Here is a 26315-nt window from a genome sequence, read left to right as displayed (position 1 = left end):
GCGCATCCCCTTATGATAATCGTTATCAATAGCTTGGAGGATCATGAACCACACCGTCACCCGCCGCGGACTGTTCGGTCTGGCTGCCGTGGTCGGCATGGCTGCGGCCGGCTGCAGCAGTGGCACCACCCAGGAGTCATCCTCTGACCGTGCGCGCGTCTTTGCGTCCACCATCGTCTGGGCGTCGATTGCCCAGGCAGTCGGTGGTGACCGCGTCGAGGTGACCAGCCCGATCATGAGTCCTGACCAGGACCCCCATGACTACGAGGCCAGCGCGCAGGACAAGCTGAGCATGTCGCGGGCCGGTGTGGCAGTTCTCAACGGCGGCGGCTACGACGCCTGGGCCCTGGCGCTGGTGCAGTCGGTCGACCAGCCCCCCGTGGTGGTCGACGCCTTCGTCCAGGGGGGTCACGCCGAGGCAGCCAACGAGCACGTCTTCTACGACCTCGACACGACCAAGGCTGTCGCCGAGGCGGTCGCCCGGGAGCTCGGGGTGCTGGATGCCGCCAACGCCCAGACCTACACGCGCAATGCCGAGGCGTTCACCGCCCAGATCGACGCGCTGCTGCAGCGCGCCCGCGACTGGGCGGCCGCCCATGGCGGCGCCAAGGTGGTCAGCACCGAGTCGGTGGCCGAGTACCTGTTGGCCGACCTGGGCCTGACCGACGTCACCCCCGCCGACTTCATCCGCCAGTCGGAGTCGGAGTCGGGCCCCTCGGTGGCGGTCATTGAGGCCACCCGGCAACTGGTCGGCACCGAGGCTCGCGTGCTCGTCGTGAACGGCCAGACCGAGGACGCCGTCTCGAAGCGTCTGGTGGCGCGCGCCACCGAGACCGGGGCCAGGATCGTCAAGGTGTACGAGACCTTCCCGGAGGGCGTCGACGACTACGTCACCATGATCGGCAACGCCGTCGACGCGCTGACCGCCTGATGTCCACCCCGGCGAGTGCACCTGCGGTGCGGATCAGCAAGGCGTGCGTGGCGTTCGGCGGTCGTCCGCTGTGGGACGACCTGTCCATCGACATCGAGCCGGGCGAGTTCGTCGCCGTGCTCGGCCCCAACGGTGCCGGCAAGACGACCCTGTTGAGGGTGCTGCTGGGCCAGGTGCCGTTGGCGCATGGGCAGGTGCACGTCGTCGGTGAACCGGTCCGGCTGGGCTCGCGCCGCATTGGTTACGTGCCCCAACAGAAGACCCTGGACAGTCGCGCCACTGTTCGCGGACGCGACCTGGTCCGCTTCGGTCTGGACGGCGACCGCTGGGGGCTGCCGCTGCCGAACCGGGCACGCCGCCGCCGCGTCGACGAGGTCCTGGAACTGGTTGGCGCCGCCGACTACGCCAACGAACCGATTGGCGTGCTCTCGGGCGGGGAGCAGCAGCGGCTGCGGATCGCCCAGGCGCTGGTCACCCGCCCCTCGGTGCTGCTCTGCGACGAACCACTGCTCAGTCTCGACCTGGCCCACCAGCAGGCGGTCACCGACCTGATCGACCGGATGCGCCGGGAGTACCGGATCGCCGTGTTGTTCGTCACCCATGAGATCAACCCGATCCTTCCGATCGTCGACCGGGTCGTCTACTTCGCCAAGGGCAACGCCAAGGTGGGTCCCCCCGACCAGGTGATCACCTCCAGTTCGCTCACCGAGCTGTACGGTTCCCCGATCGAGGTGATCCGCCATGGCAACCGCATCGTCGTCTTCGGTGCCGAGGAGGAACCGCACCACGACCACGAGCACTCCCATGCCCACCACCACGACCACTCCGATGAGGTGCCGTTCTCGTGAATGCCATCATCAACTTCGAGAACTTCGCCGAGCTGGTGCCGCTGGTGCAGGGCTCCCTGGTCGCCGGCCTGATCCTGGGCGTGGTGGCCGGACTGATCGGGCCCATGATCCACGCCCGCGACCTGTCCTTCGCCGTCCACGGCACCAGCGAACTGTCCTTCGCCGGAGCCGCAGCAGCCCTGTTCCTGGGTTGGAACGTCGCCTCGGGGGCCATCATCGGCTCGGTGGTCGCGGCGCTGCTGCTGGGCTTGCTCGGCGCCCGTTCCCGTGAGCGCAATGCCGCGATCGGCATCTTCCTGCCCTTCGGGCTCGGTCTGGGGGTGCTCTTCCTGTCGCTGTACAAGGGCCGCTCGTCCAACAAGTTCGGCTTGCTCACCGGCCAGATCGTGGCAGTCGACGACACCCAGCTGGTGACGCTGGCGGTCGTGGCGGTGATCGTGGCGGCGGCGCTGGCGATCATCTGGCGTCCGCTGTTCTTCGCCTCGGTCGACCCCGAGGTGGCCATCGCCCGCGGCGTGCCGATGCGCGCCCTGTCGGTGGTCTTCATGGTGGTCCTCGGCCTCACCACGGCGATGGCCGTCCAGATGGTGGGCGCCCTGCTGGTGCTCTCGCTGCTGATCACTCCGACCGCGGCGGCGGCCCGGGTGACCTCCCACCCCGTGGTGCTGGCCGCCATGTCGGTGGTCTTCGCCGTGACCGCTGCCGTCGGTGGCATCCTGCTCTCCCTCGGCCCCGGCCTGCCGATCAGCCCCTACGTGACCACGGTGTCCTTCCTCATCTACCTGGTCTGCCTGCTGGTGGGGCACCTGCGTCGGGGCACGGCGTTCAGCCGACGAGGCATCGCCTGAGCCCGGCCGCCCCGATCACGGCGCGACCAGTGCCTCCAGCAGGTCACTGACGGGGCCGTCCAGTCGCACGGTGGCCAGCTCGTCGCCGCGGGTCGCCCCATGGTTGATGATGATGATCGCCGCACCCCGGGCAGCCGCCTGCCGGACGAACCGCAGCCCGGGCATCACCGACAGCGACGACCCGGCGACCAGCAGGGCCTCGGTGGAATCCACCCAGTCCCGCGCCTGATCGACCCGCCGTCGAGGGACGGTCTCGCCGAAGAAGACCACGTCGGGTTTCAGCACTCCCCCACAGGTCAGGCACGCCGGCACCACGAAGTCGTCCCAGTCCTCGACCATCGCGTCACCGTCGGGACGCAGTTCAGGGTGCCCCCGCCAGGGGGTGACCCTGACGGTGGGGTTGGCCGCGGCCATCCGGTCCTGCATCTGTTGCCGGCCCGACAGCGCACCGCAGTCGAGGCAGACCACGTCGTGGATGCTGCCGTGCAGTTCCACCAGGCGTTCGCTGCCGGCCGCCGCGTGCAGACCATCCACGTTCTGCGTGATCAGTCCGGTCAGTCGGCAGGGCCAGTCACCGTCCTCCCAGGCAGCCAGCGCCTGGTGGCCCCGGTTCGGGCGGGCCACGTCCATGGCCGACCAGCCCTGGTAACCGCGAGCCCAGTAGCGGCGGCGGTGCTCGGCGCTGGCGACGAAGTCTGCGAACTGCATGGGGCTGCCCCGGGGGGCGTTGCGGCCGCGGTAGTCGGGCACCCCGGAATCGGTGGAGACCCCCGCACCGGTGAGAACCACGCAGGAACCGACGGTCCCGAGTACCTGCCACGCGTCGTCGGGCACCCCTCGGGGCACCCGGGTGGGTTCCCACTCACCCAGGGCACGCTCGAGCATCCGTGGGGTGCCCACCACCCGGTGGCTGCCGGTCACTGCCTCGACCCGGGCAGCGTGTCCAACCAGTCGACCAGATCCTGGAAGACCTCGGCCCGGTTGGTCTCGTGGTAGACCTCGTGGCGGGCGCCGGGATAGGTCTTCAGGGTGACGTGCCGGTTGCCGATGCCCTTGTACACGGCTTTCACGGCCCGGGCCGCCCGCTCGCCACCGGCCGGGTCTGCCGATCCGGTCTGCAGCAGGATCGGCAGCTTCTTGCCGGTGCCCTTGGCCAGCTTGGGACGGTTCACCCGCTCGAGGCCGTCGACCAGGTCGACGTAGAACGCGTTGGTGGCGATGAACCCGCACTGCGGGTCGGCGATGTAGGCGTCCACGGCCTCGGGGTCGCGGCTCAGCCAGTCGTACTCCGTGCGGGTCGGCTTGAACCGGTTGTTGTAGGAGCCAAAGGTCATCCGGTGCAACAGGTGCGCCCGGCTACGGGGTCCGCGTGTCCTGACCATGGTCCTGGCCAGCTGTCGCCCCGCCTTCCCGATCAGTCCCTGCGCCCGCGGGGTGCCGCTGATCACCAGCCCGTCCAGGTCGTGGGCCCACTGCATGGCGTAGTCGCGGGCCAGCAGCGACCCCATGCTGTGACCGAGCAGCACCCGGGGCACCCCGGGGTGGAGCACCCCCGCGTGCAGGGCGACCGACCGCGCGTCCTCGACCAGGGTGCGCCAGCCATTGCTGTCCGCGGCGTGGCCAAGAGCGCCGAGTCCGTCGACCTCGAAGCGGTGGCCGGGTCCGGTGGCGGACTCGGCGGTGCGGCCATGCCCGCGGTGGTCCCCGGCGATGACCGCCCAGCCTTGGTCGGTCAGGGCCTGGGCGAGCTCGGCGTAGCGCCCTCCGTGCTCGGCCATGCCATGACAGACCTGGACGACGCCGCGGGGGTCCTGGTCGGGCAGCCAGTGGCGCACTCCCATGCCCGTGCCGTTGACCTCGAGGTGGAAGACAGTGCTTCTCATGGCCGCAAGTCTAGGGTCCGGGCAGGGAGTGCCATCCACTCAGAGAACAGCCAGCGCCCGGTCGTAGTCGGGCTCCTGGGCGATCTCGGGAAGCTGCTCAGTGTGCAGCACCGTACCGTCGGTGTCAATGACGACCACTGACCGCGCCAGACGTCCCTGCAGAGCACTGTCCTGGATGGTGATTCCGTAGTCGTCGCCGAAGCTGGTGCCCTTGGCGGAGGCGACCTGGACGTTGTCCAGGCCCTCGGCGGCGCAGAACCCGGCCAGCGTCTCGAGTTCGTCGTTGCTCACGCACAGGACGACGGTGTTGTCCAAGGAACCGGCCAGCTGGTTGAAGGTGCGCACGCTGGTCTGGCAGACACCGGTTTCGATGTTGGGAAAGATGTTCAGCACGACGCGCCTGCCGGCGTGGCTGGTCGGGGTGAGGCGGACGTCGCCGGGGCTCGCGAGGTCGTAGTCGGGGGCCTGCGACCCGACCCGGGGCAGTTCGCCGACGGTCTGGATGGGTGTTCCCTTGAGGGTGATGGTAGCCATGTGCCCATTCTTACCGGAGCCGACCAACTGCCGACCAGCCGTCCGGCTGCCGGGGGCGTGCCACACTGGGGGCAGCACCCTTCAGGAGGACCCGTGGCCCCAGGCGTGACCAGGTTCGTCGGCGTCGCGCTCGGCGCTGTCCTGCTGCTGGCCGGGTGCACCCCGGACGAGGGACGCTCCGGTGAGCCGGTGAGCACCAGCCCGGCGGCAACGCCCTCGATCGCCGTCCCCGAACCACGCACCACCGCCCCCGAACCGAGCACCAGCGCAGCCGTGACGGCCACCTCCGCGCCCAGTCGGTTGCCGACGGCCACCCAGACCCGGGTCACCCGTCCCACGGTGCCCGCCTCCTCCGATGGCCCCACCGGGCTGCCCACCGCCACGGCGACAGGAACTGGCAGTGATGGCGTGCCCACCGGCACCGCGGACTTCGACCAGCCCTTCGCCTTTCCCAGCGGTCTGACGGTGACCGTCGCCCGCCCGGTGCCATTCACCCCCAGCGCCCAGGTGCGGACCATCCCCGGCATGACCTACGTCTGGGTGGAGGTGAGCCTGCGCAATACGACCGCGACCCCGATCGATGTCGGCCTGGTCGGGCATGACGCCACCGCTGGTGGTGTCGAGGCGATCCGCGTCTACGACCCGGCCCACGACATCCTCGCGCCCCGGCCGGGCGAACTGGGCCCCGGCCAGCTGCGCCGCTATCGGGTCGGCTTCGCGCAGACGCCGGGCCAGACCCTGTCGGTGCGCACCGCCTACGGCTGGGACGCCCAGGTGGTTCACAGCTGAGTCGGTGCCACCTCATCGGCGGGCACGGGTCCGGGGGCGGTGCCACCACCCCACGGGTCGTCGCTGAGGGCCTCGCGTCCGTGTGGGGTCAGCCAGCCCGCCAGATCGGGGCCCGCCGGCACGATCTGGCTGGGGTTCAGGTCGGTGTGCACGACGTAGTAGTGCTTCTTGATCTGGTCGAAGTCGACGGTGTCGCCGAAGCCCGGCGTCTGGAACAGGTCGCGGGCATAGGCCCACAGCACCGGCATTTCCGACAGCTTCTGGCGATTGCACTTGAAGTGGCCGTGGTAGACGGGGTCGAAGCGCACCAGGGTGGTGAACAGCCGCACGTCGGCCTCGGTGAGCTGCTCGCCCATCAGGTAGCGCCGATCGGCCAGGTGCTGCTCGAGCCAGTCCAGGGCGGTCCACAAGCGCTCGTGGGCGGCGTCGTAGGCCTCCTGGCTGCCGGCGAAACCGCACCGGTAGACACCGTTGTTGACCTCGGTGTAGATGCGCTTCATGATCGGCGCCATCTCGTCGCGCAGGTGCACCGGCCACAGGTCGGGGGCACCCTCGCGGTGGTACTGCGTCCACTCGGTGCTCAGGTCAAGCGTCATCTGGGCAAAGTCGTTGGTGACCACCTCGCCGGTGGACTCCTCGACGATGGCCGGCACCGTGATGCCGCGGGGGTAGCCGGGGAAACGCTTCTCGTAGGCATCCTTCAGGCGGGCGATGCCCAGCACCGGGTCGACACCGCCGGGGTCGAGGTCGAAGGTCCAGGAGTCGGCGTCATGGGTGGGGCCCGGCAGCCCCAGGGACAGCACCTTTTCCAGGCCCAGCAGTCGGCGCACGATGATTGCCCGGTTTGCCCACGGGCAGGCCCGAGCGGCCACCAGTCGGTAGCGACCGGCCTCCACCGGGTACTCGTCCTCACCGGGTCGGGGGGTAGCGACGATGCGGGTGGTGATGTAGTTGGTGTCGCGGGTGAACTCCTTGCCCTTGGCGGAGTAGACCCCGCCGCGGCCATGCTCGGTTGCCAGCTGCTGCTCATTGTCTGCCATGACGTCCAGCCTATTGCGCGTGTCTGCTGCGAACCCGAAATGAGTAGGGCAAACTCTGAGGACATCAAGACACTTCGGCCCCGGTTGGCCCACGCGGCACACGGACCGGCCGAAAAGAAGTTCCCACACCGGCACGCACGCATGTGCTCACTTGACCGGTCTTGACTAGACAAGTGTGCAAACCCTGTCCCACTAGGGGCGACACAGCCACCGAATTACCCAGCCCCTCTGGGCAATCCACCGTGGGGCGTGTTAGTTTTCCCGGTGAGGGGCATCCCCCTCGGTCAGGTCTGGCAAAAGCTTGTGGATCTGATTTCACGTTCGGCGCCCTCTGGGCGCTCCGTCTTGAATGGGAACAAGGATGTTCACAGCTTCTCTTGGCATCTTCCTGCTGGGCCTGATCGCCGCGGCCGCAGGCGGATTCTTCGGCGCGGCGATCGGTGGTAACTTCGCCTTCGCACTGACCGGCTTCTGCGTGTTGTTCGCGTGGGGCATCGCCGTCACGCCCGTCGGATCCACCTTGGGCATCGACCCCAGCATCGCCTTCAACTACATTGCCTTCGGCCCGTTCATGGGGCCGCACGTCACCTTCGCCGCCGGCGCCGCAGCAGCTGCCTACGCCGCCCACAAGGGGTACATCCCCTCCGGCAAGGACGCGACCTCTCCCCTGGCCAAGCTCGGCCGCCCGTCGGTCCTCCTGGTCGGCTCCGCCTTCGGCGTCCTCGGCTACCTGCTCCAGATCGGCCTCTCGAAGGTTCCGTGGCTCGGCGCCCACACCGACTCCGTCGCACTCACCGTTCTGATCTCGGCCATCATCGCCCGTCTGGCGTTTGGCAACTCTGCTGCTGGCACCGCCTCGCTGTTCAACCCGGAGCGCTTCCGCAAGGACAAGAAGGCTCAGGGCGGCTTCATGGGCAAGTGGGACACCACCGACGAGTACAAGTGGCTGCCCTACCAGGAGACCCCCAAGCAGTTCAGCGCCATCGGCATCTTCTTCGGTCTGGCTGCTGCCGGCGTCTCCCTGATGCTCGCCATCAACTTCCCGATGATGGCCGGTTCGGCTTCCTCGTTCGTCTTCGGCATCTCGGCCATCATCATCCTGTTCCTGATCATCGGCTGGGACATGCCGGTTCAGCACCACGTGACCATCGTCGCCGGTCTGGCCGCCACCCTGTTCTTCCCCATCCTGGCGGGTGAGGGCGAGAAGGGCTTCGCCTACTACCTCGAGATCGAGTCGATGACCAACGACCTGTGGTACGCCGCCATTGGCGCCATGCTCGTCGGTGCGGTCTTCGGCTGGATCGGCGCACTGCTGGCCGAGATCTTCCAGCGTGTGTGGTACGCCCGTGGCACGACCCACATCGACCCCCCGGCCTCGTCGATCTGGCTGAACACCACCCTCGCGTGGATTGCTGCCTCGATCTTCGGGTTCGCCGGCGGGTTCTGAGTTGGGCCCAGCCCACACCAAACCCTCACAGAAGGCCCGTCGAGCATCCTGCTCGGCGGGCCTTCTGCCATGCCCGGGGCTGCTCAGCGCAGCGGACGCCACCCCTGCTCGTCCACGCCGCCGGGCACCTCACTGTCGGGGTCGTAGGGCGCCCGCGCATGGTGCAGCCCGGCCAGGGTGAACCAGCGCGGGTCCTCGGGGTGGTCCGGGTCGACAGTGAGTTCCTCGCCGAAGGCCGCGTCCTCACTGACCCCGACCAGTCGGCCCCCGGCATCGGCACGCACCCGCGAGGCCTGGTCAGGAAACTCGGTGGGGTGCACCAGGATGACGTCCTGGTGCACCTTGACCAGGATGGGTTGGGGGCCGCGGTACCAGAGTCCGGCCAGCGGCCGCGTGGTGGGGGGCAGCATGGGCCCACCACTGCCGTCCGCGGTTTCCGACGCTGCCCGGTGCGGCCGAACCGTCGCCGACAGGGCCTGGAGCCAGTCGAAGGCGCCGCCGTTCCAGGAGGTGGAGTTGCCGCACACGGCGACGCTGGTGCCACTGGCCGGGTCCAGCACCAGGTGAGCAGTGAAGCCGGGCACCGAGCCGGCGTGGAAGACCTGCACCGCACCGCCGGTGTTGCGCACCATCAGCCCCAGACCGTGGGCCGAGGTCCAGCCCCCGCCCTGCGCCGTCGCCAGTGCGGCCGGGTGGCGCATCAGGGCCAGGGACTCGGGGCGCAGTACTCCCCTGCCCTGCCCGACGCCGGCCAGGAACGAGCCGAGGCGGGCCAGATCGGTGGGCGTCGACCAGAGTTCAGCGGCCGGCCCCATGGCCAGGTACGGCGGCACCGGTTCCGCGTGGACCTGCGGGCGCAGCGGGTGCACCGCCACCCCGGTGGCGTGATCGGGGCCCGGACTGCGGGCCGTTTGGGACATGCCCAGCGGCGTCCACAGCACCTCGGCCAGCAGTGCGTCCCAGGGCTTGCCCGTGACCACCTCGAGCAGTCGTCCGAGCACGGCGTAGCCGACATTCGAGTAGTGGTGCGCCAGTCCCGGTGCCGCCACCTGGCGCAGGTTCATGGCAACGAGTTCGTCCCAGCTGCAGCCGCCGGCGCGCGCCCACCAGGGTCGGTCGATCTCCGCGACCAGACCAGAGGTGTGCGACAGGAACTGCGCCACCGTGGCCGACCCGGCCGGGGCGTCGGGCAGGTAGTTCCTGATGGGGGCGCCCAGGTCGACCTGCCCGCCCTCGGCCAGGACCATCACGGCGACGGCCACCTGCGGTGTGGTGAGTGAGCCGATGCGGTAGCAGGTGGTGGCCGTCGGGGTCGTCGGCTCGGCGGCGAGGGGGTCGGCGTCGCCGAGCGCGCTCGTCCAGATCACGTCCCCGTCGAGCGCCGCCGCCACCGAGAGCGAGGGTTGCCGCTGGGCGCGCGCCCGCCCGGCCACGTCGAGGGTCAACTGCTCAAAGAAGGCGGTGGTCGACATCCTCTGACACTAGGCGGTGGAGCTGCGCGCAGGGGCTGCTATTCCCAACCGATCAACCATCGGATGCCGAAGCGATCCACCACCGTGCCGTCGTGGGCACCCCACGGCCGTTGCTCCAGATCCGCGACCACCCTGCCCCCATCGGCCAGACGCGCGAACCACTGCCTCAGCACCTGCGGTTCGGCGGCCCCCAGCAGCGAGAAGTCGACGCCCACCAGGTGCACCCCGTCCTCGTCGGGCCCCGCGTCGGCACCGAACAACGCGACCTTTCCGGACAGGATGCCGTGGGCCACGGCATCGCCGGGACCGTCGGTACGACCGAAGTCGGCGTAGCGGTGCAGGACCAGTTCACCGTCGAACGCCTGCTGGTAGAACGTCAGGGCTTCGGCGGCGTTGCCGGGGAAGAAGAGGTACGGGACGAGTCCGGTCATGGGCCGAGACTAGCCCGAGGTCCACTAGTCTCGCGGCATGGCCAAGAAACCTCGGATCACCGTGCTGCAGCCCGACTCCCACGCTCCCCTGGACCGCTTCGAGGACTGGTTGCCGCGCGGGGTGCGCCTGTCGGTCATCGACGTCACCACCAAGGACGTCCCCAACCTGGACGCCATCGGTGACGGCCTGGTGGTTCTCGGCGGACGCACCAACGCCCACGCCGAGCAGAAGTGGATTGGCCAGGTCAAGGACCTGGTCGCCGACCTGCATGACATCGACATCCCCGTGCTGGGCATCTGCCTGGGCCACCAACTGGTGGTCGAGGCCCTGGGTGGCGAGGTCACCGTGGCCGACGCGCGCGGCCTCGAGGAGGGCGCCGTCATGCTGGAGTGGCTGCCGGCCGCCGCCGCCGATCCCGTGGTCGGTGGCGCGGTGGCTGCCGGCGGGCCGGTGCCCATGTCGCACTACGACGCGGTGACCCGGCTGCCTGCGGGTGCGGTCGAACTGGCCCGCAGCACGATGTACGAGAATGCGGCATTCCGGCTGGGCAGTGTCTGGGGCGTCCAGTTCCATCCGGAGGCCTCCCCCGAGCTGATGCAGACGTGGTGGGCGTCACGGGGCCGGAAGGGCACCACCATGCTCGACCGGATGCGCCAGGTCGACGCCGCCGTGGCGCCGACCTGCCAGGCCATCGCCGATGGGTTCACGGCTGTCGTCAACGGCGACGCCTAGTCAGGCCGGGCGGGGTGCGTACATGATGACCGCCACGCCCAGCAGACAGATGAGGGCGCCGGTGACGTCCCAGCGATCGGGCTTGAAACCGTCAGCGACCATGCCCCACAGCAGCGACCCGGCGACGAAGACCCCACCGTAGGCCGCCAGGATGCGCCCGAAGTTGGCGTCGGGCTGCAGGGTGGCGACGAAGCCATAGACGCCCAGGGCAATGATTCCGCCGCCGACCCAGACCAGGCCCCTGTGCTCGCGAACGCCCTGCCAGATCAGCCAGGCGCCGCCGATCTCGAAGACCGCGGCCAGCAGGAACAGGGGAACCGACTTGATGACGTCCATGGCGTCAGTGTCGCAGCACCGTGGATGTCGCGGTTCAGGCTGCCAGGACGTGTTCCTCGAGGCGGGCGTAGCTGGTTTCCATGCCGTCGGTCATCCCGGTGCCGAGGATCATCTCGCGGGTCTGCGCGTCGGGATAGGTGATCAGCAGGCTGAGCAGGGTGCCGCCGCCCTCCAGCGGGGTCAGGGTGAGTTCGTTGGTGGTGGTGGGCCCATCGGTGCCAATCATCCGTTCGGTGGTGACCGCCCGCACCGGCGGATGGCTCTCCAGCAGTTCGCCGGTGAACCCGAAGCCGTTCTCGCCGTTGGCGTCGACCCACTCCTGGCGGAAGCTGTCGCCCACGTTGCGGGCCACTTCGCACACCGGAATCGTCCAGCCGTCGGGGCCGAGCAACCACTGCTTCATCAACTCCTCGTCGTGGTGGGCGGCCCAGACCTGCTCGACCGTGCCGCGGATGACGCGACTGATCCGCACCTGGTGGTCGCCGATGAGTTGCGACTGGGTGGGCAGGTCGGTGGCGAAGCTGCGCAGGTCGGCCAGCACGTCCTCGATCTGGCCCATGGCGGCGGTGAGGCCTTCTTCCATTCCCATGTCGATCAAGGTCTGCAGCTGGTCGGCGGTGTCGAAGTAACTGGTCGAGACCAGCCGTGAGCCCTGGTCGGCGTCGGCGAAGCTGAACACCACCCGGACGGTGGGCAGGTCGTCATTGGGGGTGCCGTCGGCGTCGGCGAATCCGTCGACGACCTCGAAGGACTGACCGGGGCGGACGTCGGTGAACCGCCAGTAGCCGTGGCTCTGGTCCCCTTCGGGTCCGGTCATGAAGTAGTGGGAGCGTCCACCGGTGGCCATGTCGTGGCGGGTGAAGGTGGCCGGCCATTCCGGCGGGCCCCAGAAGCGTTCGATCTGGCGGGGGTCGCTGTAGGCGTCCCAGAGTCGGCGGGCGGGCACGGGGAAGTCGGCGACGACCGTGAGGGTCAGAGCGTCGGGGTCCTTGGTGACGGTGGTGATGGGCATGGGAGTGCCTTTCGGGTGGGGTGCTCAGTCCTCGGCCAGCAGGGCGTCGAGTCGTGCGACCCGACCGCGCCAGATCTGTTCGAAGCTGTCCAGCAGGGACTGCGCGCTGCGGATGACGTGGGGGTTGCCGTGGACGAGACGTTCACGGCCGTGTTGAGTCTTGGTCACCAGCCCCGCGGCTTCGAGGACGGCGACGTGCTTCTGTACTGCTGCGAAGGACATGTCGTAGTCCGCCGCCAACGTGGAGACCGAGATCGGTTGCACCAACGTCCGCCGAACGATGTCGCGGCGGGTGGCGTCGGCCAGGGCCCGGAAGATCCGGTCGATGTCGTCGTCTCCGTGCGCCGGGTCACCGCCGTGGGACGATGCTGCGTCAGGCTGATGTACAACCATTTGGTTGTAGCTTATGCCGACGCGTTGCGATCGTCAAGGGTCCATCGCGCATCAGGGAATCTGGTCGCCGCCGAGCACCTCGACGTCGACGTGCTGGTCGTCCCAGCGCAGCCGCACCCGCAGCCGCGAACCGTCGTCGTGGACGGCGGTGACCAGCACGGGCCGGTGCTTGACCAGGGCTATGCCCACCGAACCGATGCGACGTCGGGGGCCATCACAATTGACCAGGATCGCGGTGTTGTCCGCGAACTGCAGCCGGGCCACGCGCTCACCAAACTTCGACACCACTCGCAGCGGGATCCCCCGCGCCTGGACCAGCAGCATCCGCTGGCGCTGCGAACCGACCACGGCGTCACGGTGCTGCGCCGCAGCGGCCTGGAAGGCTGCGTCGAGTTCCGGATCGGCCAGGGCTTCCAGACCGCGGTCGGTGTCCCGCGCGTGCATGCAATCCATTGTCCGCGCGCGGGCGCCGTTTTGGAAGGGTCAGCGGGTCAGCGACTCCAGGTGGGCGAGCAGCCGCCAGGTGTTGACCGCCGTGCCGACGCTGGCCGCCGACGCCCTGCGGCTGGTGGCTGCATCGTGCAGGAGATGCCGTTCCCGGATGCGCAGTCGCGTGAAGACCTTGCGTCCTGGTCGGGGCACGTGACGCAGCAGCAATCCCCAGGTGACCTCAGCCCCGGGTTCGGCTGCCTTGTCAGCAGGGTCGGTGCGCAGCACCAGGCTTCGTCCGGGGTCCACCTCGACGACGCGCATGACGAGCTTCGGGTGCACCCAGAAACGTTCCCCCACCTGCAGGGGCGCCACCTCCCCCTCAGCCTGCTTGAGGCGCTGCCGGGCTGCGGCGGAATAGAGACCTGCCTCGTCACGGCCCAGGATGCTCAGCCAGGTCCACACCTGCTCAGGTGGGGCCGACAGCAGGCGGGCGCGGTCGTTCTGCACCTCGGCGGCGGGCAGCAGGTCGTCACCCGGCATGTGGGTGCGCGCCTCGAACTTGCTGGCCCCGACCCGGCCCGGGAAGCCGCTGCGCCGGGCCGCGACGGCACCTGCCGTGGCGGCGGCTGCTGCGGCGAGCAGGGGCGCCCCGATCGCCAGCGCGGCAGGGGTGCGGGACTTCGTCTGTGTCATCGTTGACCTCCTGCACCGGAGATTACTGGGTCGGCCGCGACGACCCCACGACTCCCACTCCGCGTGTCGACAAACGGGCTGCGACTAGGTGACCACCGCACTCGTGGCCTGGTAGTGGGCGTCCAGCAGGTGGCAGCAGGCGACCACGAAAGCGGCGGCCTCCCCCTGCAGCAGACCGTCGCGCCCGGCCGCCTGCTCGAGTCGCGCCTTGACGCCCAGGACCTGGTCGACGGGTAGTTCCTGGGCCGCATGGACCACGGTCAGGGCGGCTCCCTGCAACACCTCGGGCAGGGTGGTGAAGGCCGCCAGGTAGTCCTCGGCCTCATCCTCTGGATCGTTGTGGTGGGTCATGTGCCGATGCTACGCGGCGTGCGGGACGTCAGCAGTGTTGCTGCACCACTGACTCCCGCGCCGAGGGTCGCGCGGCGACCAGTGCCGAGGCGGCAGCCACGGCACCCTCGGCAGCCGCCGGGACGTCCTGTCCACGGATCAGGGCGGCCACGAAGGCGGCATTGAACGAGTCCCCCGCCCCGGTCGTGTCGACGACGTCCACCCGGGGGGCGGGCAGGCGCCAGGCGGTGCTGCCGTCATGCACCAGGGCCCCATCGGCACCCAACTTCGCCACCACGACAGCGCCGGTGTGCCGAGCCACCGTCGCCGCTGCGTCCTCGACGTCGTCCTGCCCGGCGAGCCCGGTCAGTTCGCTCTCATTGGGCAGGAAGTAGTCGGCGTGGGGCAGGACGACCTCGAGCAGTTCGGCACGCACCCGTGGCGTCCACCCGCCGTCGGGGTGGCCGGTGTCGATCGCGGTCCTGGCCCCATGACGTCGGGCCTCGGCGAGCATGTCGCGCGCCGCCCCACCCTGCATCATCGGCAGCAGGAAGTAGCCGCCGAACAGCACGAAGTCGGTGTCGAAGGCGTCCGCAGGCACGTCCTGGGGGGCGAACGTCGCCATCGCGCCGAGCGAGGACAGGAACGATCGGTCGCTGCCGCGGGATTCCCGCACCACCGTCAACCCCGAGGACGTCCCGGGGCTGCGGACCAGGTCGACCTGGAGCGAGGGGTGACGGGTCAGTGCCTGGATCGCCTCGGCCGAGACGTCGGCCCCGACCTTGGCCACGAGCCTGGTGGCCACCCCGGCCTGGGCGGCCCGCTGGGCAGCGATGGCGGCCGATCCCCCGAGCCGGACCTCGATGTCGTCGATCACCCGCTCGGTTCCCGGCGCGGGAAAGTCGTCGGCGCCGTGCACGATGACGTCGAGGTTGGCATTGCCGATGACGCTGAGCCGACCGGTGCCCTGCCGGGACGCCCCGGGGTCGCGGGCCAGGCCCAGCAGCCGGGCGCGCGCACGGCCGAGGTCGTCACGGCGGACCGTGAACTGTCGGCGCAGCTCGTCCAGCCGGCGTGATGCGCTGGCCAGGGCGACCGTCATCGGCTCGCGTCCCGGCGACCCGGGCTGGGTGCGGTCGAGGATGCGTCGGGGCTCGCGGCCCGAGGACAGCACCACCTCGCACAATGCGCCGGAGTCGTCGTCGATGCCGGCGTCGGCGAGCACGGCCGCCACCTGTTCAGCGGTCCAGGTGGTCGGGTCGCCGCCGCGGAAGAGGGTGCCGACGACGTCGTGGGCGGCGCGCCAGGCGACGTTGCGGGTAGCCAGCGCCTCAGCGACCGCGGTCGTGGTGGACCCTGAGCGGACGATCGTCTCGTCGTCGGGCAGGTCGGCGGGCGCGAGGCGCTGGGTCAGACCGTCGAAGAGCCGCAGGAAGCGGATCACCCGGTCGGTGGAGGCCCACAGGTGCTTCTGGACGTCGGTGGTGGCGTTGTTCGAGTCCTCGTACCAGCCGGCGGCGATGGTGGTGTAGATCGCGGTCATCTCCCCCACGGCAGCACCGGACATGGAGACCATGTGCTCGAGCACGACGGGGTTCTTCTTCTGCGGCATGATCGAGGAGCCCTGGGTGAACTCGCTGGGCATTTCGACCCAGCCCAGGTTCATCCACTCCTGCAGCACCCGGGCCCACCGCGCACCGGTGGCGCAGACGCGGGCGTGCAGTGAGGCCAGCCGCATGAAGTGCTCGGCCCCGGCCACGGCCTCGTAGGAGGCGGTGAAGGGACGCTGGAAGCCGAGCAGGTCGGAGACCCGCTGGGCGCTGATGGGGACGTCCGAGCCGGTGAAGGCGGCTGATCCCAGCGGGGACACGTTCATCTCGTCATAGACCGAGAGCAGTTCGTCGGCCTGGGAGAGCAGCGCCTCGGCCAGGCCCGACAGCACGTGGGCGATCGTGGTCGGCTGGGCCGGACGGCGGTGGGTGTGGCCGATCAGCACCGACTCCACGTTGTGCCCGGCGGTGACGACCAGGTCGTCGACGCACTGCAGGGCCAGGTCGGCCAGATCGAGGATGCCTCGCCGCAGGATCATCCGGAACACGCCCGCGTCCAGGTCGTTGCGACTGCGGGCCAGTTGGACGTCCAGATCGGCGGTGCTGATGCCGCAGGCGTCCGCCAGTTGCTGTTCCAGGTAGTAGTAGGGGTCCTCGACCGAACCGTCGAAGGGGTGATCGGTGACCCGTGGCCTCCAGTCGACGGGCTCCCCCTCGGGTCCCCACCGTTGCCACAGCTGCAGCAGGCCACCCAGCAGCCGCTCGGCCCGCTCGGCCGACAGCGCGCCGGTCTCGGCCAGCATGATCACGTGCGCCAGGGACGCCTCCACCATGGCCGGCAGGTCGTGCGGTGCTGACTGCTCGAAGGCGACGCGCAGGTGGTTGTCCCAGTAGATCGACAAGTCGTCGCGGCCGCGCAGCGGGAAGCGGCCGGCGACCTGGTCAGGGGTGGCGGACTGTTCGGGGTGGTTCATCACATTTCTTCCGTTCATGCGGCGGCGACCGCGGCGGTGGCGGCGATGTCGCCGGTGGGCTGGCGTCGTCTCCTGCTGCCCGGTCGCTCCAGCATCTCGGAGATGATCAGGACGACCAGGATGGCGAGCACCTGGAGTGAGCCGTAGGCGAAGGCGGAGCCGAGCTGGTTGGCGTACTGGCGGTTGTAGATCTCGACCGACAGGGGGGCGAATCGGGCCGGGTAGATGACCACCGAGGCGACGTACTCACCGAAACCCTGGACGAAGGCCAGCAGCGCGCCGGCGATCACGCCGCGCGCCATCAACGGCAGGGTGATCGTCCGCAGGGTCCGGAAGGGACCGGCACCCAGGTTCTGGGCGGCCTCCTCGACCGAGGGGTCGATCTGGGCCAGGGAGGCCGCCGCATTGCGGAACACCAGCGGCACGAATCGGATGAAGTAGGCCAGCGGCAGGATCCACAGCGACCCGATGAAGACCTGGCCAAGGTTGAAGGGGGTCGGCGAGGCGAAGGCGGTGACGATGTTGATGCCGACGACCGTGCCCGGCAGGGCCCACGGCAGCATGATCATCAGGTCGAGGACTCCAGCCCCGCGGCCCTTCCACCGCGCGATCACCCAGGCGGTCAGCACACCGATGACGATCGAGGCGACCATGGCCAACCCGGACATCTGGGAGGAGACCAGCAACGGGCGCAGGCTGCGCGGGTCGGTGAAGATCTCCACAAAGTTCTCCACCGTGTAGCGGGGAGGGATGATCTGGGTGGTCCAGGTGCCGTCCACGGTGAAGGCCAGCAGGAAGATCGCTGCCACCGGCGCGGCGAGGATGACCACGACGAGGACCGAGCCGAGCGCGGCCAGCGTCTTCGGCAACACCCCGTGCACGGTCCGCAGTGCCTGCGGCGTGCCCTTCGACATGCTGCGGGTGAGTCGACGTCCCTGGTACCAGCGCATCAGCAGCAGGAACAGGATGGAGACCACCGACAGGACCGTCGACTGGGTCGCGGCTAGGCCGTAGTCGCCCGAGGTCTTGGCCGCGACGATGCGCATGGTCAGCGTGTTCACGTTGTAGAACTGCGGGGCGGTGAAGGAGGCCATCGACACCATGAAGGTGAGCAGCGCCCCGGACACCAGGGCGGGGGTCAGCATGGGGAACAGGACCGTGCGCCACATGGTCGCGCGGCTGGCCCCCAGGTTCATGGCGGCCTCCTCCAGCGAGGCGTCGCTGCCCGACAGGCCGGCGCTCACGGCGAGGTAGAAGTACGGGTACATCGTCAGGCTGTGGACCAGCATCACGCCGGCGATGCCATCAAAGGACAGCGAGGAGGCCGGGATGCCGGTGAAGGACTCCAGCAGGCGGGGAATGATCCCCGAGGTGCCGTACAGGTAGTAGAAGGACAGCGCCCCGATCAGCGGCGGCAACGCCATCGGCAGCAGCGCGAAGACCTTGAGGGCGGAGCGGCCCGGGAAGTCGAAACGGGTCAGCAACACCGCGAGTCCGCTGCCGATCAGCCCGGCAGTCAGCACCGACGCCAGCGAGATGCCCACCGACAGCCCCAACGCCCGTCGGGAGTTGCCGCCGAGGAAGTCCCGGTAGCTGGCGCCGCCGTCCTCGACCGACGTCATGAAGGTCGCGATCATCGGGAAGACGATGTAGATGAGCAGGACCAGCACCAACGGGATCGCCAGGACGTAGACGAAGCGATCCGAGGCCGTCAGTTGCCCCCGGTTCCGCCGCCGCAGCGTGGGAGCGGCGGCCGGCTGTGCCGTGAGCGTCATGGGACCACCACCCAGGTGCGTCCACTGTCGGCACGCAGGCGCACCTGCTGCCCGTTCTCGGGCAACTCATCGGTGTCGGGGATGCTCATCAGCACGTCGTCGTCGCCGTAACGCAACCAGACCACGCATCCCGACCCGGTGAACTCGGTCATCCGCACCGTCGCGGTGATGGTCCCCGACTCCGGTGAGCGCCCGTCGTCCAGCGACAGCGCCTCCGGGCGCACCGACAGCGCCACCCGGTCCCCCGTCCGGGCCTCGGCGGAGAAGTAGCCGTCGACGATCGGGGCGGTGAGCACCTCGCCGCGTTCGGTGCGCGCCACCAGGTGCCCGTCCTCACGGCCCTCGACGGTGGCCTGGACCAGGTTGGAGCGTCCGATGAACCGGGCCACGAAGGCCGTCGCCGGTCGGCGGTAGATCTCGCGGGGGGCGCCCACTTGGTGCAGGACGCCCTGGTTCATCACCGCGATCCGGTCCGACATGGCCATCGCCTCGGACTGGTCGTGGGTGACGTAGACGCTGGTGGTCCCGGTCTGCTGCTGGATCTGGCGGATCTGGGCCCGGGTCTCCTCCCGCAGCTTGGCGTCCAGGTTCGACAGCGGCTCGTCGAGGAGCAGCACCGAGGGTTGGATGACCAGGGCTCGGGCCAATGCCACCCGCTGCTGCTGGCCGCCGGACAACTGGTCAATGCGACGCTCGGCGTATCCGTCGAGCCCGACCACCTTCAGCGCCTCGGCCACCCTGGTCGCCCGGTCGGTCCTGCTGACGCGGCGCATGGTCAGGCCGTAGGCGACATTGGTCTCGACATCCATGTGCGGGAACAGGGCGTAGTTCTGGAAGACCATGCCGGTGTCCCGCTTGTGTGGGGGCAACTGGGTGACGTCCTTGTCGCCGAACCGGATCCGGCCCGAGGTCGGGCTGATGAACCCGGCGATCATCCGCAGGGTGGTCGACTTGCCGCACCCGGAGGGGCCCAGCAGGGTGAAGAACTCACCCTCGGCAATGGTGAGCGACAGCTTGTCCACCGACGGCGTCGAGCCGGCGTAGGTCTTGGTGACATCGTCGAGGTCGACGGATTTCATGGTGATCCTTTGCGCGAAGGGGCGGGGCCCACCCACGATGGGCCCCGCCGGGAACGTCGGCCTCAGCCCTTGCCCTTGATGTTGCCGGCCCAGTGGCCGATCCACTCCTTCTCATTGGTGGCGATGCGGTTCCAGTCGACCTTCATCTCCTTCAGACCCAGGTCGGCGAGCCAGGCGGGCTCCTTGTCGAGCTTGATGGTGGGGATCTGGAAGCGTTCCTCGGCGAGCTTGGTCTGCACCTCGCTGCTCATCAGGTAGCTCATGAAGGCGTCGGCACCCGCCCCGCCGGGGCCGTTGGCGATCTTCGCCAGGCCGTCGACCAGCATGGGTGCACCGGAGGCCGGCACCACGGCGTCGAACATCTTGAAGTCGCCGTTCTTCTGCAACATGATGTCCTGCAGGTTCCACAGGGAGATCGCTGCTTCCTGGCGGCTGATCCGCTGGTACATGTCGGTGGGATTGGCGGCGTACGCCCGGGTGTTCGCGTCGAGCTTCTTCAACCAGTCGTAGCCGGCCTGGGCCGAGCCGCCCTTGTCGTAGAGACGATCGATCATGGCGCAGAAGATGGCGCGCATCGTGCCGGAGGCCTCGACGTCGCGAATGATGATCTTGTCCTTGTAGCGGGGGTCGAGCAGGTCGTCCCAGTCCTTGGGGACCTCGGCGCCGCTGAGCATCTCGGTGTTGATCAGGAACAGTTCGGCCAGCAGCATCTCACCGATCCACAGGCCGTCCTTGTCGCGGTAGTCGGCGGGGATGGCGTCGATGACAGCCTTCGGTGCCGCGGCCAGGACCCCGTCGGCGGCGCCTTGGGAGAGCTGCTGGCGGGTGCCGCCCCACCAGAGGTCACCCTGGGGGTTCGACTTCTCGGCGCGGACACGCTCGAGGGCCTCCTGCGCACCCAGGGTCAGGACGGTCGCCTTGCCGGCCCACTCGGGCTTGGCCTTCTCGAAGTCGGCGATGACCTGCTCGGCCAGCGCGCTGTCGCGGGCGGTGTAGATCGTGAACGGCACCACGGCGGCACTGTCGCTCGGGTTGGAACTGGACCCGCTGCTGGTGTCCAGACCGCAGGAACTCAGGGTCGCGGCGGCACCGAGCAGGGCGGTACCCATCAGGTAGTTGCGTCGTGTGAACATGAATCTCTCCTTTGAGTGGTGGGTGCCCCAACTTGTGATGGGGTGCCCCGTACGTGGTGGTGGTCAGGTCGGGTGGGGTGCGGCGGTGCGGTTCTCGTCGGTTCCGGGCAGGAAAATCCAGGGGGCGTTCTGCAGGTGGGCAATTGCGCCGCAGACGATCGCGGACTCGCCGAGTTCGGCGAAGCGCACCTGCACCGGTGAGGGGCTCGACTCGTGTACGCGGGCCGCGAGTCGCTCGCGTCCCTGGTGCGACAGCCGCGTGGTCTCGCCCGCGAAGACGATCCGGCCGGGGTTGATCACGCAGGCAGTCACGATGGCCGCGTAGGCCCAGGCGCTGAGCGCGTCGTCCAGAAGTCTGGTGGCCTCAGGGGCGCCGCTGCGCTCCAGGACGTCGACCACGTGCTGGCCCCCCAGTTCCAGGCCTGCGGTCTCGGCCTTGGCCGCGAGCGCCGCGATGGACCACTCCTGTTCGAGGGGTCCCACGGTGCTGCTGCTGGTCGGGACCCGTCCGGCCCACGGCAGGAACCCGATCTCGCCGGCTGACCCGGTGGCTCCACGGTGGACGCGGCCGCCGAGCACCATGGCCGAGCCGATGCCCTCGCCGACGTAGATCAGGGCGAAGTCGTCGCCGTCACGTCCGGCGCCGTCCATCCACTCGCCCATTGCCATCAGGTTCACGTCATTCTCGGCGATGGTGTGCAGACCCGACGCCTCGGCAACGACATCCTGGACACGGCGGGCGGGAACCTCGCCCAGCGCCGGGGCCAGCGTCACGTCCCCCTCGGCCGAGACGACACCCGGCAGTGAGATGACTGCGCCGATGGAGGCCTCCTCGGCGACCTGGCGAAGCGTCTCGACGGCGCTGACCAGCGAGGACATGGGGTCGAGGGGGTCGAGCTTGCGGCCGACCTGCACATGCACGCTCCCGGCCAGGTCGACCTGGCGGGCCACCAGGTGTCCGGCTTCCAGGGACAGCAGCGTCAACAGGACCGCGCGGCGCTCGAAGCGGAGCAAGGTGCGCCGCCGACCCCCGGTGGACTTGCCCTGGCCGATCTCGACGACGAACCCGAGCCTGAGCAGCTGGCGGATCGAGTCGGTCATCGACGATTGCGAGTAGCCGGTGATGCGGGCGAGTTCGGTGCGCGACAACGTGCCGTGGCGCAACAGGGCGCTGACGACGCTCTCGAGGCGTCGAGCACCCTGCGAACCAGCGATTGCTGGTGCCGCGATCTCCGTTGACATGGATTCTTTATAGCTTGAAGAAAGGCGTCGCACAAGGGTTCTCGGAACATCCATGCGGAGTCGCAACAGCCCGGCGCTGCGGGGGCTGAGCGCAAATCGAAGAAAGTTTCGTTCCGTGGACCCCCTTGCGCAACCTACTTGCTACGGCGTATGAATTATGAGGAGCGTCACACAGCGGTGGCGCCCCAACGGAAGGGACCCTCTCGTGGCAACTCACGACCAACCCACCCCACTGCACGCCTCCCGACGAACGGTCCTGAAGGCGAGCGGAGTGGCCGGACTCGCCTCCGTGGCGGCCGGCGGAACCATGACCCTGTCCTCGGCCGAGTTGGCACTGGCCACCAGTGATCCGGAGTCGGTGAAGCTGAACGTGCTGTTCATCGGGGCCCACCCCGATGACGAGGCCGGCACTTTGGGTGCGCTCGGCCAGTGGAACGAGTACAGCGGCATGAAGGCCGGTGTCATCACGACCACCCGCGGTGAGGGCGGCGGCAATGCCGTCGGCCTGGAGGAAGGTCCTGCGCTGGGCCTGCTCCGCGAGGCCGAGGAACGCGTCGCGGTTGGCCTGGCTGGCATCACCCACGTGTACAACCTGGACGCCCTCGATTTCTACTACACCGCCAGCGCACCGCTGTCCCGCAAGGTGTGGGGCGGCGACGCCCTGCTCAACCGCATCGTCCGCGTCGTCCGCGCCACCAGGCCTGAGGTCATCGTCACGATGAACCCCTCTGCTGTGGAGGGCAACCACGGCAACCACCAGCAGGCCGCCATGTACGCCGTCGAGGCCTACCTGCGTGCCGGTGACCCGACCGCCTTCCCCGAGCACTTCGCCGAGGGCTTCTCGGCCTGGACCCCGAGCCGGATTCTGCAGAGCGGCGCCAGCGGCAGCGGGACGACCGGCCCGGATGGTGTCGCCAAGGGCTACGTGCCGCGGGTCACCAGCGACATCGTCTTCGGCGCCTGGAACGGCACCCCGAGCCAACGGCACGGCAAGCGGTGGTCGGCCGTGCGCGACGAGGCCATGTGGGCCTACGTCACCCAGGGCTGGGCCGAGCGTGCCCCCAGCTCGTCGGACCCTGCGGCGATCCCCAGCACCTGGTTCACCCTCATCCACACCCGTGGCCCCCTGGTGGCGCCCACGTTGGGCAATGATGCTGCGCTGCGCGGCGCAGCGCTGCCGATCAGCGGCGGTCTGCCGCTGGGCACCCACATCGAGGTCAGCCCCGAGCGCTACGAGTTCGTGCCGGGTGAGAGCGCCAAGGTCACCGTCACCGTCACCGCACCCCGCCGGGCATCGCTGGGCGCGGGCTCGGTGACCCTCGCGGTGCCGTCCGGGTGGTCGACCAGCGCCCGCCAGTCCATCGCCGCGCTGCGCTCCGGCGCTTCGCAGACGGTGACCTTCACCGTGACGGCCGGCGCCGGCGCCACCATCGGCGCCACGGCCAACGTCCGCGCCGTCTACTCCGTGGGTGCGACCTCCGGTGAGACGGTGGCACCCGTCCGTGTCGCGGGTGCCCTGGAAGCGACGATCGAACCGCTTCCTGAGATCGCCCAGTTCCGCGACTGGACCGCCGAGCTGAAGATGAAGCACCTGGACGCGTTGGTCCCCGAGTTGTTCTCGGTGGCCCAGTCGCGTTCGCGCGAGCTGCGGATCAAGGTCCACAACTACTCCCAGTCGGCGCAGGCGGGGCAGGTCAGCATTGCGATGCCGTCCGGCTTCAGCGCGTCGCCGTCCACGTTCGACGTCGCCACCCTGGCGTCGGGGCAGGAGCGCTTCGCGTCCATCACCGTCGCCAACACCGACGCCAGCATTCCCACCGCCAACCGGCCCGCCAACCGCGGTGTCTGGCCGGTGCAGATCACCACGCAGTCGACCGGGGCGCCGGCCGTGCGCACCGTCACGCTGAACCTGGTGCCGAGCCACACGTCCAAGCGCGCCTCCTCGGCGCCCACCATCAACGGCGTGCTCAGCGAGGGCGAATACCCGGGCGCACCGATCCCCGTCGACACCATCTGGGACGGCTCACCGGCCGGGGGCACGACCACCTCGATCAGTGGGCAGGCCTGGCTGACCCACGACGCGTCGAACCTGTACGTCTTCCTGTCGGTCAAGGACGACATCCGCGGGACGATCCTGCCGATCGAGGACAACAAGAGGCAGCGTCGCACCGACTCGGTCGAGATCTATGTCGACCCCCGGGGCACCGCCGAGCACACGGCCCAGACCCTCATCGCCGGCATCATGCCGTCCATGGGCAGCATGACCGGCCCTGCGGGTGTCGGCCGCGACCGTGACGCCTACCAGGGCGAAGCACACATCACGGCACCGGGGATGGAGGTCGCCGTGACGATGGCTGACTCGGAGGCGGCCTACACCGGGTACGACCTGGAGGTGAAGATCCCCTTCGCCGTGCTGCCCGACAACATCGACCCGGCTCGGATGGGCTTCAACATCCTGATCAACGACTCGGACACCCAGAACAAGGCGGCCCAACGGCGGGTGGGCTGGTCGACGTTCTCCGGCGTCCGGGCCGACCCGTGGCGCTGGGGCCAGGTGTCGCTTGAGGGTCTGGCCGACGCGGGCCCGGCACCCAAGGACCCGATCCTGCCCGACATCGCGGCGCGCTCGGTGGAGTCGCCCCAGTCGATCCTGCAGAGTGCAGGTGACGGTGTACCGCTGGGCGGATGGTCGCCCACGTCACGCGACCTGAAGATCGCCACGGTGCAGCGACGCCGGGACGCCCTCACCGCCATCATCAACGGTCCGGGTTCGGGACTCGCCCGGGTCTACGTCTGGGACGGGGAGTCGGTGCTGGCCCACGCCCGCCAGAACCTGCAGCGTGGCTCGTCCAAGGTGACGCTGAACGTCGCCGGTCTGGAGGCGTTGCTGAAGGCCGGCAAGAAGGTGCAGGTGCTGGCCTCCTTCGAGGCAGGCACCCAGGTCTCGGCAGCAGCCGCTGTCGTGAAGTAGGCCACCCCTGCCCCATCGCCCCGTCGTGGGCGCGCTGCCCTGCTGTGCAGCGCGCCGACGGCGGGGCCTCTTCATGCTGAGTCATCGCCCGCCGACCGCCACCTGCAACGGTGCGGTCCTCCTGCAGGACGTGAAGCCGTGCAGCAGGACTTAACTGCCGCAGTTGGATGCGGGCGGCGTAGGGTCGGGGCGGGAGCTACCTCTGGTTCCCCCCAGGATGGGAGTCCGGATGTCCGGCGCCACCGACTCGTCCCTCGCTACTACGAGCCACTCCTCCAGCGGTCTGCTCAGCCTCGGGGTCCTGGCCACCTCCTCGATGGAGAACGAGCGGCGACTGCCCCTGCACCCGCACCATCTGGACCGCATCGACCCCGACCTGCGCGCCCGGATGGTCGTGGAGCGTGGTTACGGCAATGACTTCCAACTGGAACCCGGCTACCTCGAATCGCGGGTGGGCAGGGTCGCCGAACGCTCACAGGTCATCGCCGCCGCCGACGTGCTGCTGCTGCCCAAGCCGCAAGTGGAGGACGTGGCCGCGATGCCACACGGGCGCGTCCTGTGGGGATGGCCGCACTGTGTGCAGGATGTCGCCATGGCGCAGGCCGCGATCGACAATCGGCTGACGTTGATCGCCTTCGAGGCCATGAACCACTGGTCGCGCCGGGGCGACATCAGCTTGCACGTCTTCCACAAGAACAATGAGCTGGCCGGCTACTGCTCGGTGCTGCACGCCCTGAGCCTGGTCGGTTCGACCGGTGACTACGGGCCCCGCCTGAGGGCGGTGGTCATCGGCTTCGGCGCGACGGCACGAGGCGCGGTGACGGCGCTGAACGCGCACGGGATCCACGACGTCCAGGTCCTCACGCAGCGGGGCGTCGCAGCGGTCGGCTCCCCCATCCACAACGTCCACATCACCCAACTGCACACCGACCAGGGTGCGACCCACCTCAGCGAGGTCCTCACCACGGACGGCGACGTGCTGCTGCCGCAGTTCCTGGCCTCGCACGACATCGTGGTCAACTGCACCTACCAGGACGTCGCTGCCCCGCTGACCTACCTGAGGACCGTCGATCTGGAGCATTTCGCCGCGGGCAGCCTGATCATCGACGTCTCGTGCGACACGGGCATGGGTTTCGAATGGGCGCGACCGAGCACCTTCGACGAGCCCATGTTCACCGTCGGACGAGGAGTCCACTACTACGCCGTCGACCACAGCCCGTCGTACTTGTGGAACGCCGCCACGTGGGAGATCAGCGAGGCCCTGCTGCCGTTCCTGCGCACGGTGATGGAGGGGCCCGCTGCCTGGGCCGCGGACCAGACCATCACGCGTGCGATCGAGGTCCACGACGGCGTGGTCAGGAATCCGAGCATTCTGAGCTTCCAGGGTCGCGACCCGGCCTACCCACACCTGCGGACGGCCACGGACTGAGCTGTCGACT

25 protein-coding genes are annotated in these 26315 nt (G+C 69.2%); 8 read left to right on the top strand and 17 right to left on the bottom strand.

Annotation, left to right across the window (positions count from 1 at the left end):
• The first annotated feature begins 43 nt into the window (after window positions 1-43).
• From IPV09_RS06550 to IPV09_RS06540, 3 genes are read left to right on the top strand one after another with little or no spacing between them, the layout of a single operon-like run.
• Window positions 44-931, top strand: a complete 888-nt coding sequence (locus tag IPV09_RS06550; RefSeq protein ID WP_207474439.1) for a metal ABC transporter solute-binding protein, Zn/Mn family — start codon at window positions 44-46, stop codon at window positions 929-931.
• Entirely contained in the window at window positions 931-1779 is an 849-nt protein-coding gene (locus IPV09_RS06545; protein WP_207474438.1) for a metal ABC transporter ATP-binding protein, read from the top strand. Before IPV09_RS06550 ends, IPV09_RS06545 begins: the two co-directional genes overlap by 1 nt.
• Entirely contained in the window at window positions 1776-2627 is an 852-nt protein-coding gene (locus IPV09_RS06540; RefSeq protein ID WP_207474437.1) for a metal ABC transporter permease, read from the top strand. The genes IPV09_RS06545 and IPV09_RS06540 overlap by 4 nt, the downstream gene beginning before the upstream one ends.
• A gap of 15 nt (window positions 2628-2642) precedes the next feature.
• On the opposite strand, the gene IPV09_RS06535 is transcribed toward IPV09_RS06540, so the two are convergent.
• From IPV09_RS06535 to tpx, 3 genes are read right to left on the bottom strand one after another with little or no spacing between them, the layout of a single operon-like run.
• Window positions 2643-3548 carry a Sir2 family NAD-dependent protein deacetylase gene (locus tag IPV09_RS06535; protein WP_370590242.1) on the bottom strand — a complete coding sequence of 302 codons (906 nt, stop codon included), beginning with the start codon at window positions 3546-3548 and terminating at the stop codon, window positions 2643-2645.
• Window positions 3545-4510, bottom strand: coding sequence for an alpha/beta hydrolase (locus IPV09_RS06530; RefSeq protein ID WP_207474436.1), 966 nt, complete (start codon window positions 4508-4510; stop codon window positions 3545-3547). Before IPV09_RS06530 ends, IPV09_RS06535 begins: the two co-directional genes overlap by 4 nt.
• A gap of 39 nt (window positions 4511-4549) precedes the next feature.
• Window positions 4550-5044, bottom strand: a complete 495-nt coding sequence (gene tpx / locus IPV09_RS06525) for a thiol peroxidase (RefSeq protein WP_207474435.1) — start codon at window positions 5042-5044, stop codon at window positions 4550-4552.
• Window positions 5045-5149: 105 nt separating this feature from the next.
• On the opposite strand from tpx, the gene IPV09_RS06520 reads away from it, so the two are divergent.
• Window positions 5150-5833, top strand: coding sequence for a hypothetical protein (locus tag IPV09_RS06520; protein ID WP_207474434.1), 684 nt, complete (start codon window positions 5150-5152; stop codon window positions 5831-5833).
• Here the strand turns inward: IPV09_RS06520 and IPV09_RS06515 are convergent.
• Entirely contained in the window at window positions 5824-6873 is a 1050-nt protein-coding gene (locus IPV09_RS06515) for a glutathione S-transferase family protein (RefSeq protein ID WP_207474433.1), read from the bottom strand. The two genes, IPV09_RS06520 and IPV09_RS06515, sit on opposite strands and share 10 nt — an antisense overlap.
• Window positions 6874-7234: 361 nt before the next feature.
• On the opposite strand from IPV09_RS06515, the gene IPV09_RS06510 reads away from it, so the two are divergent.
• Complete coding sequence (locus IPV09_RS06510; protein WP_207474432.1) at window positions 7235-8320, top strand: hypothetical protein; 1086 nt, start codon at window positions 7235-7237, stop codon at window positions 8318-8320.
• Window positions 8321-8403: 83 nt separating this feature from the next.
• On the opposite strand, the gene IPV09_RS06505 is transcribed toward IPV09_RS06510, so the two are convergent.
• Both IPV09_RS06505 and IPV09_RS06500 read right to left on the bottom strand, forming a co-directional pair.
• Window positions 8404-9792, bottom strand: coding sequence for a serine hydrolase (locus IPV09_RS06505; RefSeq protein ID WP_207474431.1), 1389 nt, complete (start codon window positions 9790-9792; stop codon window positions 8404-8406).
• A 38-nt stretch (window positions 9793-9830) separates the two neighbouring features.
• The gene (locus IPV09_RS06500) at window positions 9831-10223 is read right to left on the bottom strand and encodes a VOC family protein (RefSeq protein WP_207474430.1); all 393 of its coding nucleotides are present in this window, start codon (window positions 10221-10223) and stop codon (window positions 9831-9833) included.
• Window positions 10224-10260: 37 nt separating this feature from the next.
• On the opposite strand from IPV09_RS06500, the gene IPV09_RS06495 reads away from it, so the two are divergent.
• Window positions 10261-10956: a type 1 glutamine amidotransferase gene (locus IPV09_RS06495; protein WP_207474429.1), complete on the top strand. Its 696-nt coding sequence runs from the start codon at window positions 10261-10263 to the stop codon at window positions 10954-10956.
• Here IPV09_RS06495 and IPV09_RS06490 read toward each other — a convergent pair whose 3' ends face one another.
• The 11 genes from IPV09_RS06490 to IPV09_RS06440 all read right to left on the bottom strand — a co-directional run bounded on the left by IPV09_RS06490 (window position 10957) and on the right by IPV09_RS06440 (window position 21905).
• Window positions 10957-11292 carry a YnfA family protein gene (locus tag IPV09_RS06490; protein ID WP_207474428.1) on the bottom strand — a complete coding sequence of 112 codons (336 nt, stop codon included), beginning with the start codon at window positions 11290-11292 and terminating at the stop codon, window positions 10957-10959. It abuts the gene before it with no gap.
• Between the two features lie 34 nt (window positions 11293-11326).
• Window positions 11327-12304 (bottom strand): SRPBCC family protein, encoded by a 978-nt coding sequence (locus tag IPV09_RS06485; protein WP_207474427.1) that lies wholly within the window; start codon window positions 12302-12304, stop codon window positions 11327-11329.
• 24 nt (window positions 12305-12328) lie between these two features.
• Window positions 12329-12697, bottom strand: coding sequence for a metalloregulator ArsR/SmtB family transcription factor (locus IPV09_RS06480; protein WP_207474426.1), 369 nt, complete (start codon window positions 12695-12697; stop codon window positions 12329-12331).
• 51 nt (window positions 12698-12748) lie between these two features.
• The gene (locus IPV09_RS06475) at window positions 12749-13141 is read right to left on the bottom strand and encodes a hypothetical protein (protein ID WP_207474425.1); all 393 of its coding nucleotides are present in this window, start codon (window positions 13139-13141) and stop codon (window positions 12749-12751) included.
• A 39-nt stretch (window positions 13142-13180) separates the two neighbouring features.
• The gene (locus IPV09_RS06470; protein ID WP_207474424.1) at window positions 13181-13822 is read right to left on the bottom strand and encodes an SRPBCC domain-containing protein; all 642 of its coding nucleotides are present in this window, start codon (window positions 13820-13822) and stop codon (window positions 13181-13183) included.
• 84 nt (window positions 13823-13906) lie between these two features.
• A complete protein-coding gene (locus tag IPV09_RS06465; RefSeq protein WP_207474423.1) occupies window positions 13907-14173 on the bottom strand; it encodes a hypothetical protein in 267 nt (88 codons plus the stop codon).
• 28 nt (window positions 14174-14201) lie between these two features.
• On the bottom strand, window positions 14202-16676 hold the full coding sequence (locus IPV09_RS06460; protein ID WP_207474422.1) for a PfkB family carbohydrate kinase: 2475 nt from the start codon (window positions 16674-16676) through the stop codon (window positions 14202-14204).
• 14 nt (window positions 16677-16690) lie between these two features.
• On the bottom strand, window positions 16691-18451 hold the full coding sequence (locus IPV09_RS06455; protein ID WP_207474421.1) for an iron ABC transporter permease: 1761 nt from the start codon (window positions 18449-18451) through the stop codon (window positions 16691-16693).
• Complete coding sequence (locus IPV09_RS06450; protein WP_207474420.1) at window positions 18448-19530, bottom strand: ABC transporter ATP-binding protein; 1083 nt, start codon at window positions 19528-19530, stop codon at window positions 18448-18450. The genes IPV09_RS06455 and IPV09_RS06450 overlap by 4 nt, the downstream gene beginning before the upstream one ends.
• A 62-nt stretch (window positions 19531-19592) precedes the next feature.
• Window positions 19593-20663 (bottom strand): extracellular solute-binding protein, encoded by a 1071-nt coding sequence (locus IPV09_RS06445; protein ID WP_207474419.1) that lies wholly within the window; start codon window positions 20661-20663, stop codon window positions 19593-19595.
• Window positions 20664-20726: 63 nt separating this feature from the next.
• Window positions 20727-21905, bottom strand: a complete 1179-nt coding sequence (locus tag IPV09_RS06440) for an ROK family transcriptional regulator (RefSeq protein WP_207474418.1) — start codon at window positions 21903-21905, stop codon at window positions 20727-20729.
• Between the two features lie 271 nt (window positions 21906-22176).
• Between IPV09_RS06440 and IPV09_RS06435 the strand changes: the two genes are divergently transcribed.
• Entirely contained in the window at window positions 22177-24876 is a 2700-nt protein-coding gene (locus tag IPV09_RS06435; protein ID WP_207474417.1) for a PIG-L family deacetylase, read from the top strand.
• A gap of 229 nt (window positions 24877-25105) precedes the next feature.
• Complete coding sequence (locus IPV09_RS06430; protein WP_207474416.1) at window positions 25106-26305, top strand: N(5)-(carboxyethyl)ornithine synthase; 1200 nt, start codon at window positions 25106-25108, stop codon at window positions 26303-26305.
• Window positions 26306-26315: the final 10 nt, after the last annotated feature.

The organism is Tessaracoccus sp. SD287, from assembly GCF_017355265.1.
Lineage (GTDB): Bacteria > Actinomycetota > Actinomycetes > Propionibacteriales > Propionibacteriaceae > Aestuariimicrobium.
Note: the sequence above shows the minus strand (reverse complement) of the source record. Positions and strands in the feature narration are given on the sequence as shown.

Excerpts from the sequence above, each read along its gene's own strand:
- IPV09_RS06550 (WP_207474439.1), top strand. The coding sequence starts at position 44 with ATGAACCACACCGTCACCCGCCGCGGACTGTTCGGTCTGGCTGCCGTG.
- IPV09_RS06545 (WP_207474438.1), top strand. The coding sequence starts at position 931 with ATGTCCACCCCGGCGAGTGCACCTGCGGTGCGGATCAGCAAGGCGTGC.
- IPV09_RS06530 (WP_207474436.1), bottom strand. The coding sequence starts at position 4,510 with ATGAGAAGCACTGTCTTCCACCTCGAGGTCAACGGCACGGGCATGGGA.
- tpx (WP_207474435.1), bottom strand. The coding sequence starts at position 5,044 with ATGGCTACCATCACCCTCAAGGGAACACCCATCCAGACCGTCGGCGAA.
- IPV09_RS06515 (WP_207474433.1), bottom strand. The coding sequence starts at position 6,873 with ATGGCAGACAATGAGCAGCAGCTGGCAACCGAGCATGGCCGCGGCGGG.
- IPV09_RS06510 (WP_207474432.1), top strand. The coding sequence starts at position 7,235 with ATGTTCACAGCTTCTCTTGGCATCTTCCTGCTGGGCCTGATCGCCGCG.
- IPV09_RS06505 (WP_207474431.1), bottom strand. The coding sequence starts at position 9,792 with ATGTCGACCACCGCCTTCTTTGAGCAGTTGACCCTCGACGTGGCCGGG.
- IPV09_RS06500 (WP_207474430.1), bottom strand. The coding sequence starts at position 10,223 with ATGACCGGACTCGTCCCGTACCTCTTCTTCCCCGGCAACGCCGCCGAA.
- IPV09_RS06495 (WP_207474429.1), top strand. The coding sequence starts at position 10,261 with ATGGCCAAGAAACCTCGGATCACCGTGCTGCAGCCCGACTCCCACGCT.
- IPV09_RS06490 (WP_207474428.1), bottom strand. The coding sequence starts at position 11,292 with ATGGACGTCATCAAGTCGGTTCCCCTGTTCCTGCTGGCCGCGGTCTTC.
- IPV09_RS06485 (WP_207474427.1), bottom strand. The coding sequence starts at position 12,304 with ATGCCCATCACCACCGTCACCAAGGACCCCGACGCTCTGACCCTCACG.
- IPV09_RS06480 (WP_207474426.1), bottom strand. The coding sequence starts at position 12,697 with ATGGTTGTACATCAGCCTGACGCAGCATCGTCCCACGGCGGTGACCCG.
- IPV09_RS06475 (WP_207474425.1), bottom strand. The coding sequence starts at position 13,141 with ATGCACGCGCGGGACACCGACCGCGGTCTGGAAGCCCTGGCCGATCCG.
- IPV09_RS06470 (WP_207474424.1), bottom strand. The coding sequence starts at position 13,822 with ATGACACAGACGAAGTCCCGCACCCCTGCCGCGCTGGCGATCGGGGCG.
- IPV09_RS06465 (WP_207474423.1), bottom strand. The coding sequence starts at position 14,173 with ATGACCCACCACAACGATCCAGAGGATGAGGCCGAGGACTACCTGGCG.
- IPV09_RS06460 (WP_207474422.1), bottom strand. The coding sequence starts at position 16,676 with ATGAACCACCCCGAACAGTCCGCCACCCCTGACCAGGTCGCCGGCCGC.
- IPV09_RS06455 (WP_207474421.1), bottom strand. The coding sequence starts at position 18,451 with ATGACGCTCACGGCACAGCCGGCCGCCGCTCCCACGCTGCGGCGGCGG.
- IPV09_RS06450 (WP_207474420.1), bottom strand. The coding sequence starts at position 19,530 with ATGAAATCCGTCGACCTCGACGATGTCACCAAGACCTACGCCGGCTCG.
- IPV09_RS06445 (WP_207474419.1), bottom strand. The coding sequence starts at position 20,663 with ATGTTCACACGACGCAACTACCTGATGGGTACCGCCCTGCTCGGTGCC.
- IPV09_RS06440 (WP_207474418.1), bottom strand. The coding sequence starts at position 21,905 with ATGTCAACGGAGATCGCGGCACCAGCAATCGCTGGTTCGCAGGGTGCT.
- IPV09_RS06430 (WP_207474416.1), top strand. The coding sequence starts at position 25,106 with ATGTCCGGCGCCACCGACTCGTCCCTCGCTACTACGAGCCACTCCTCC.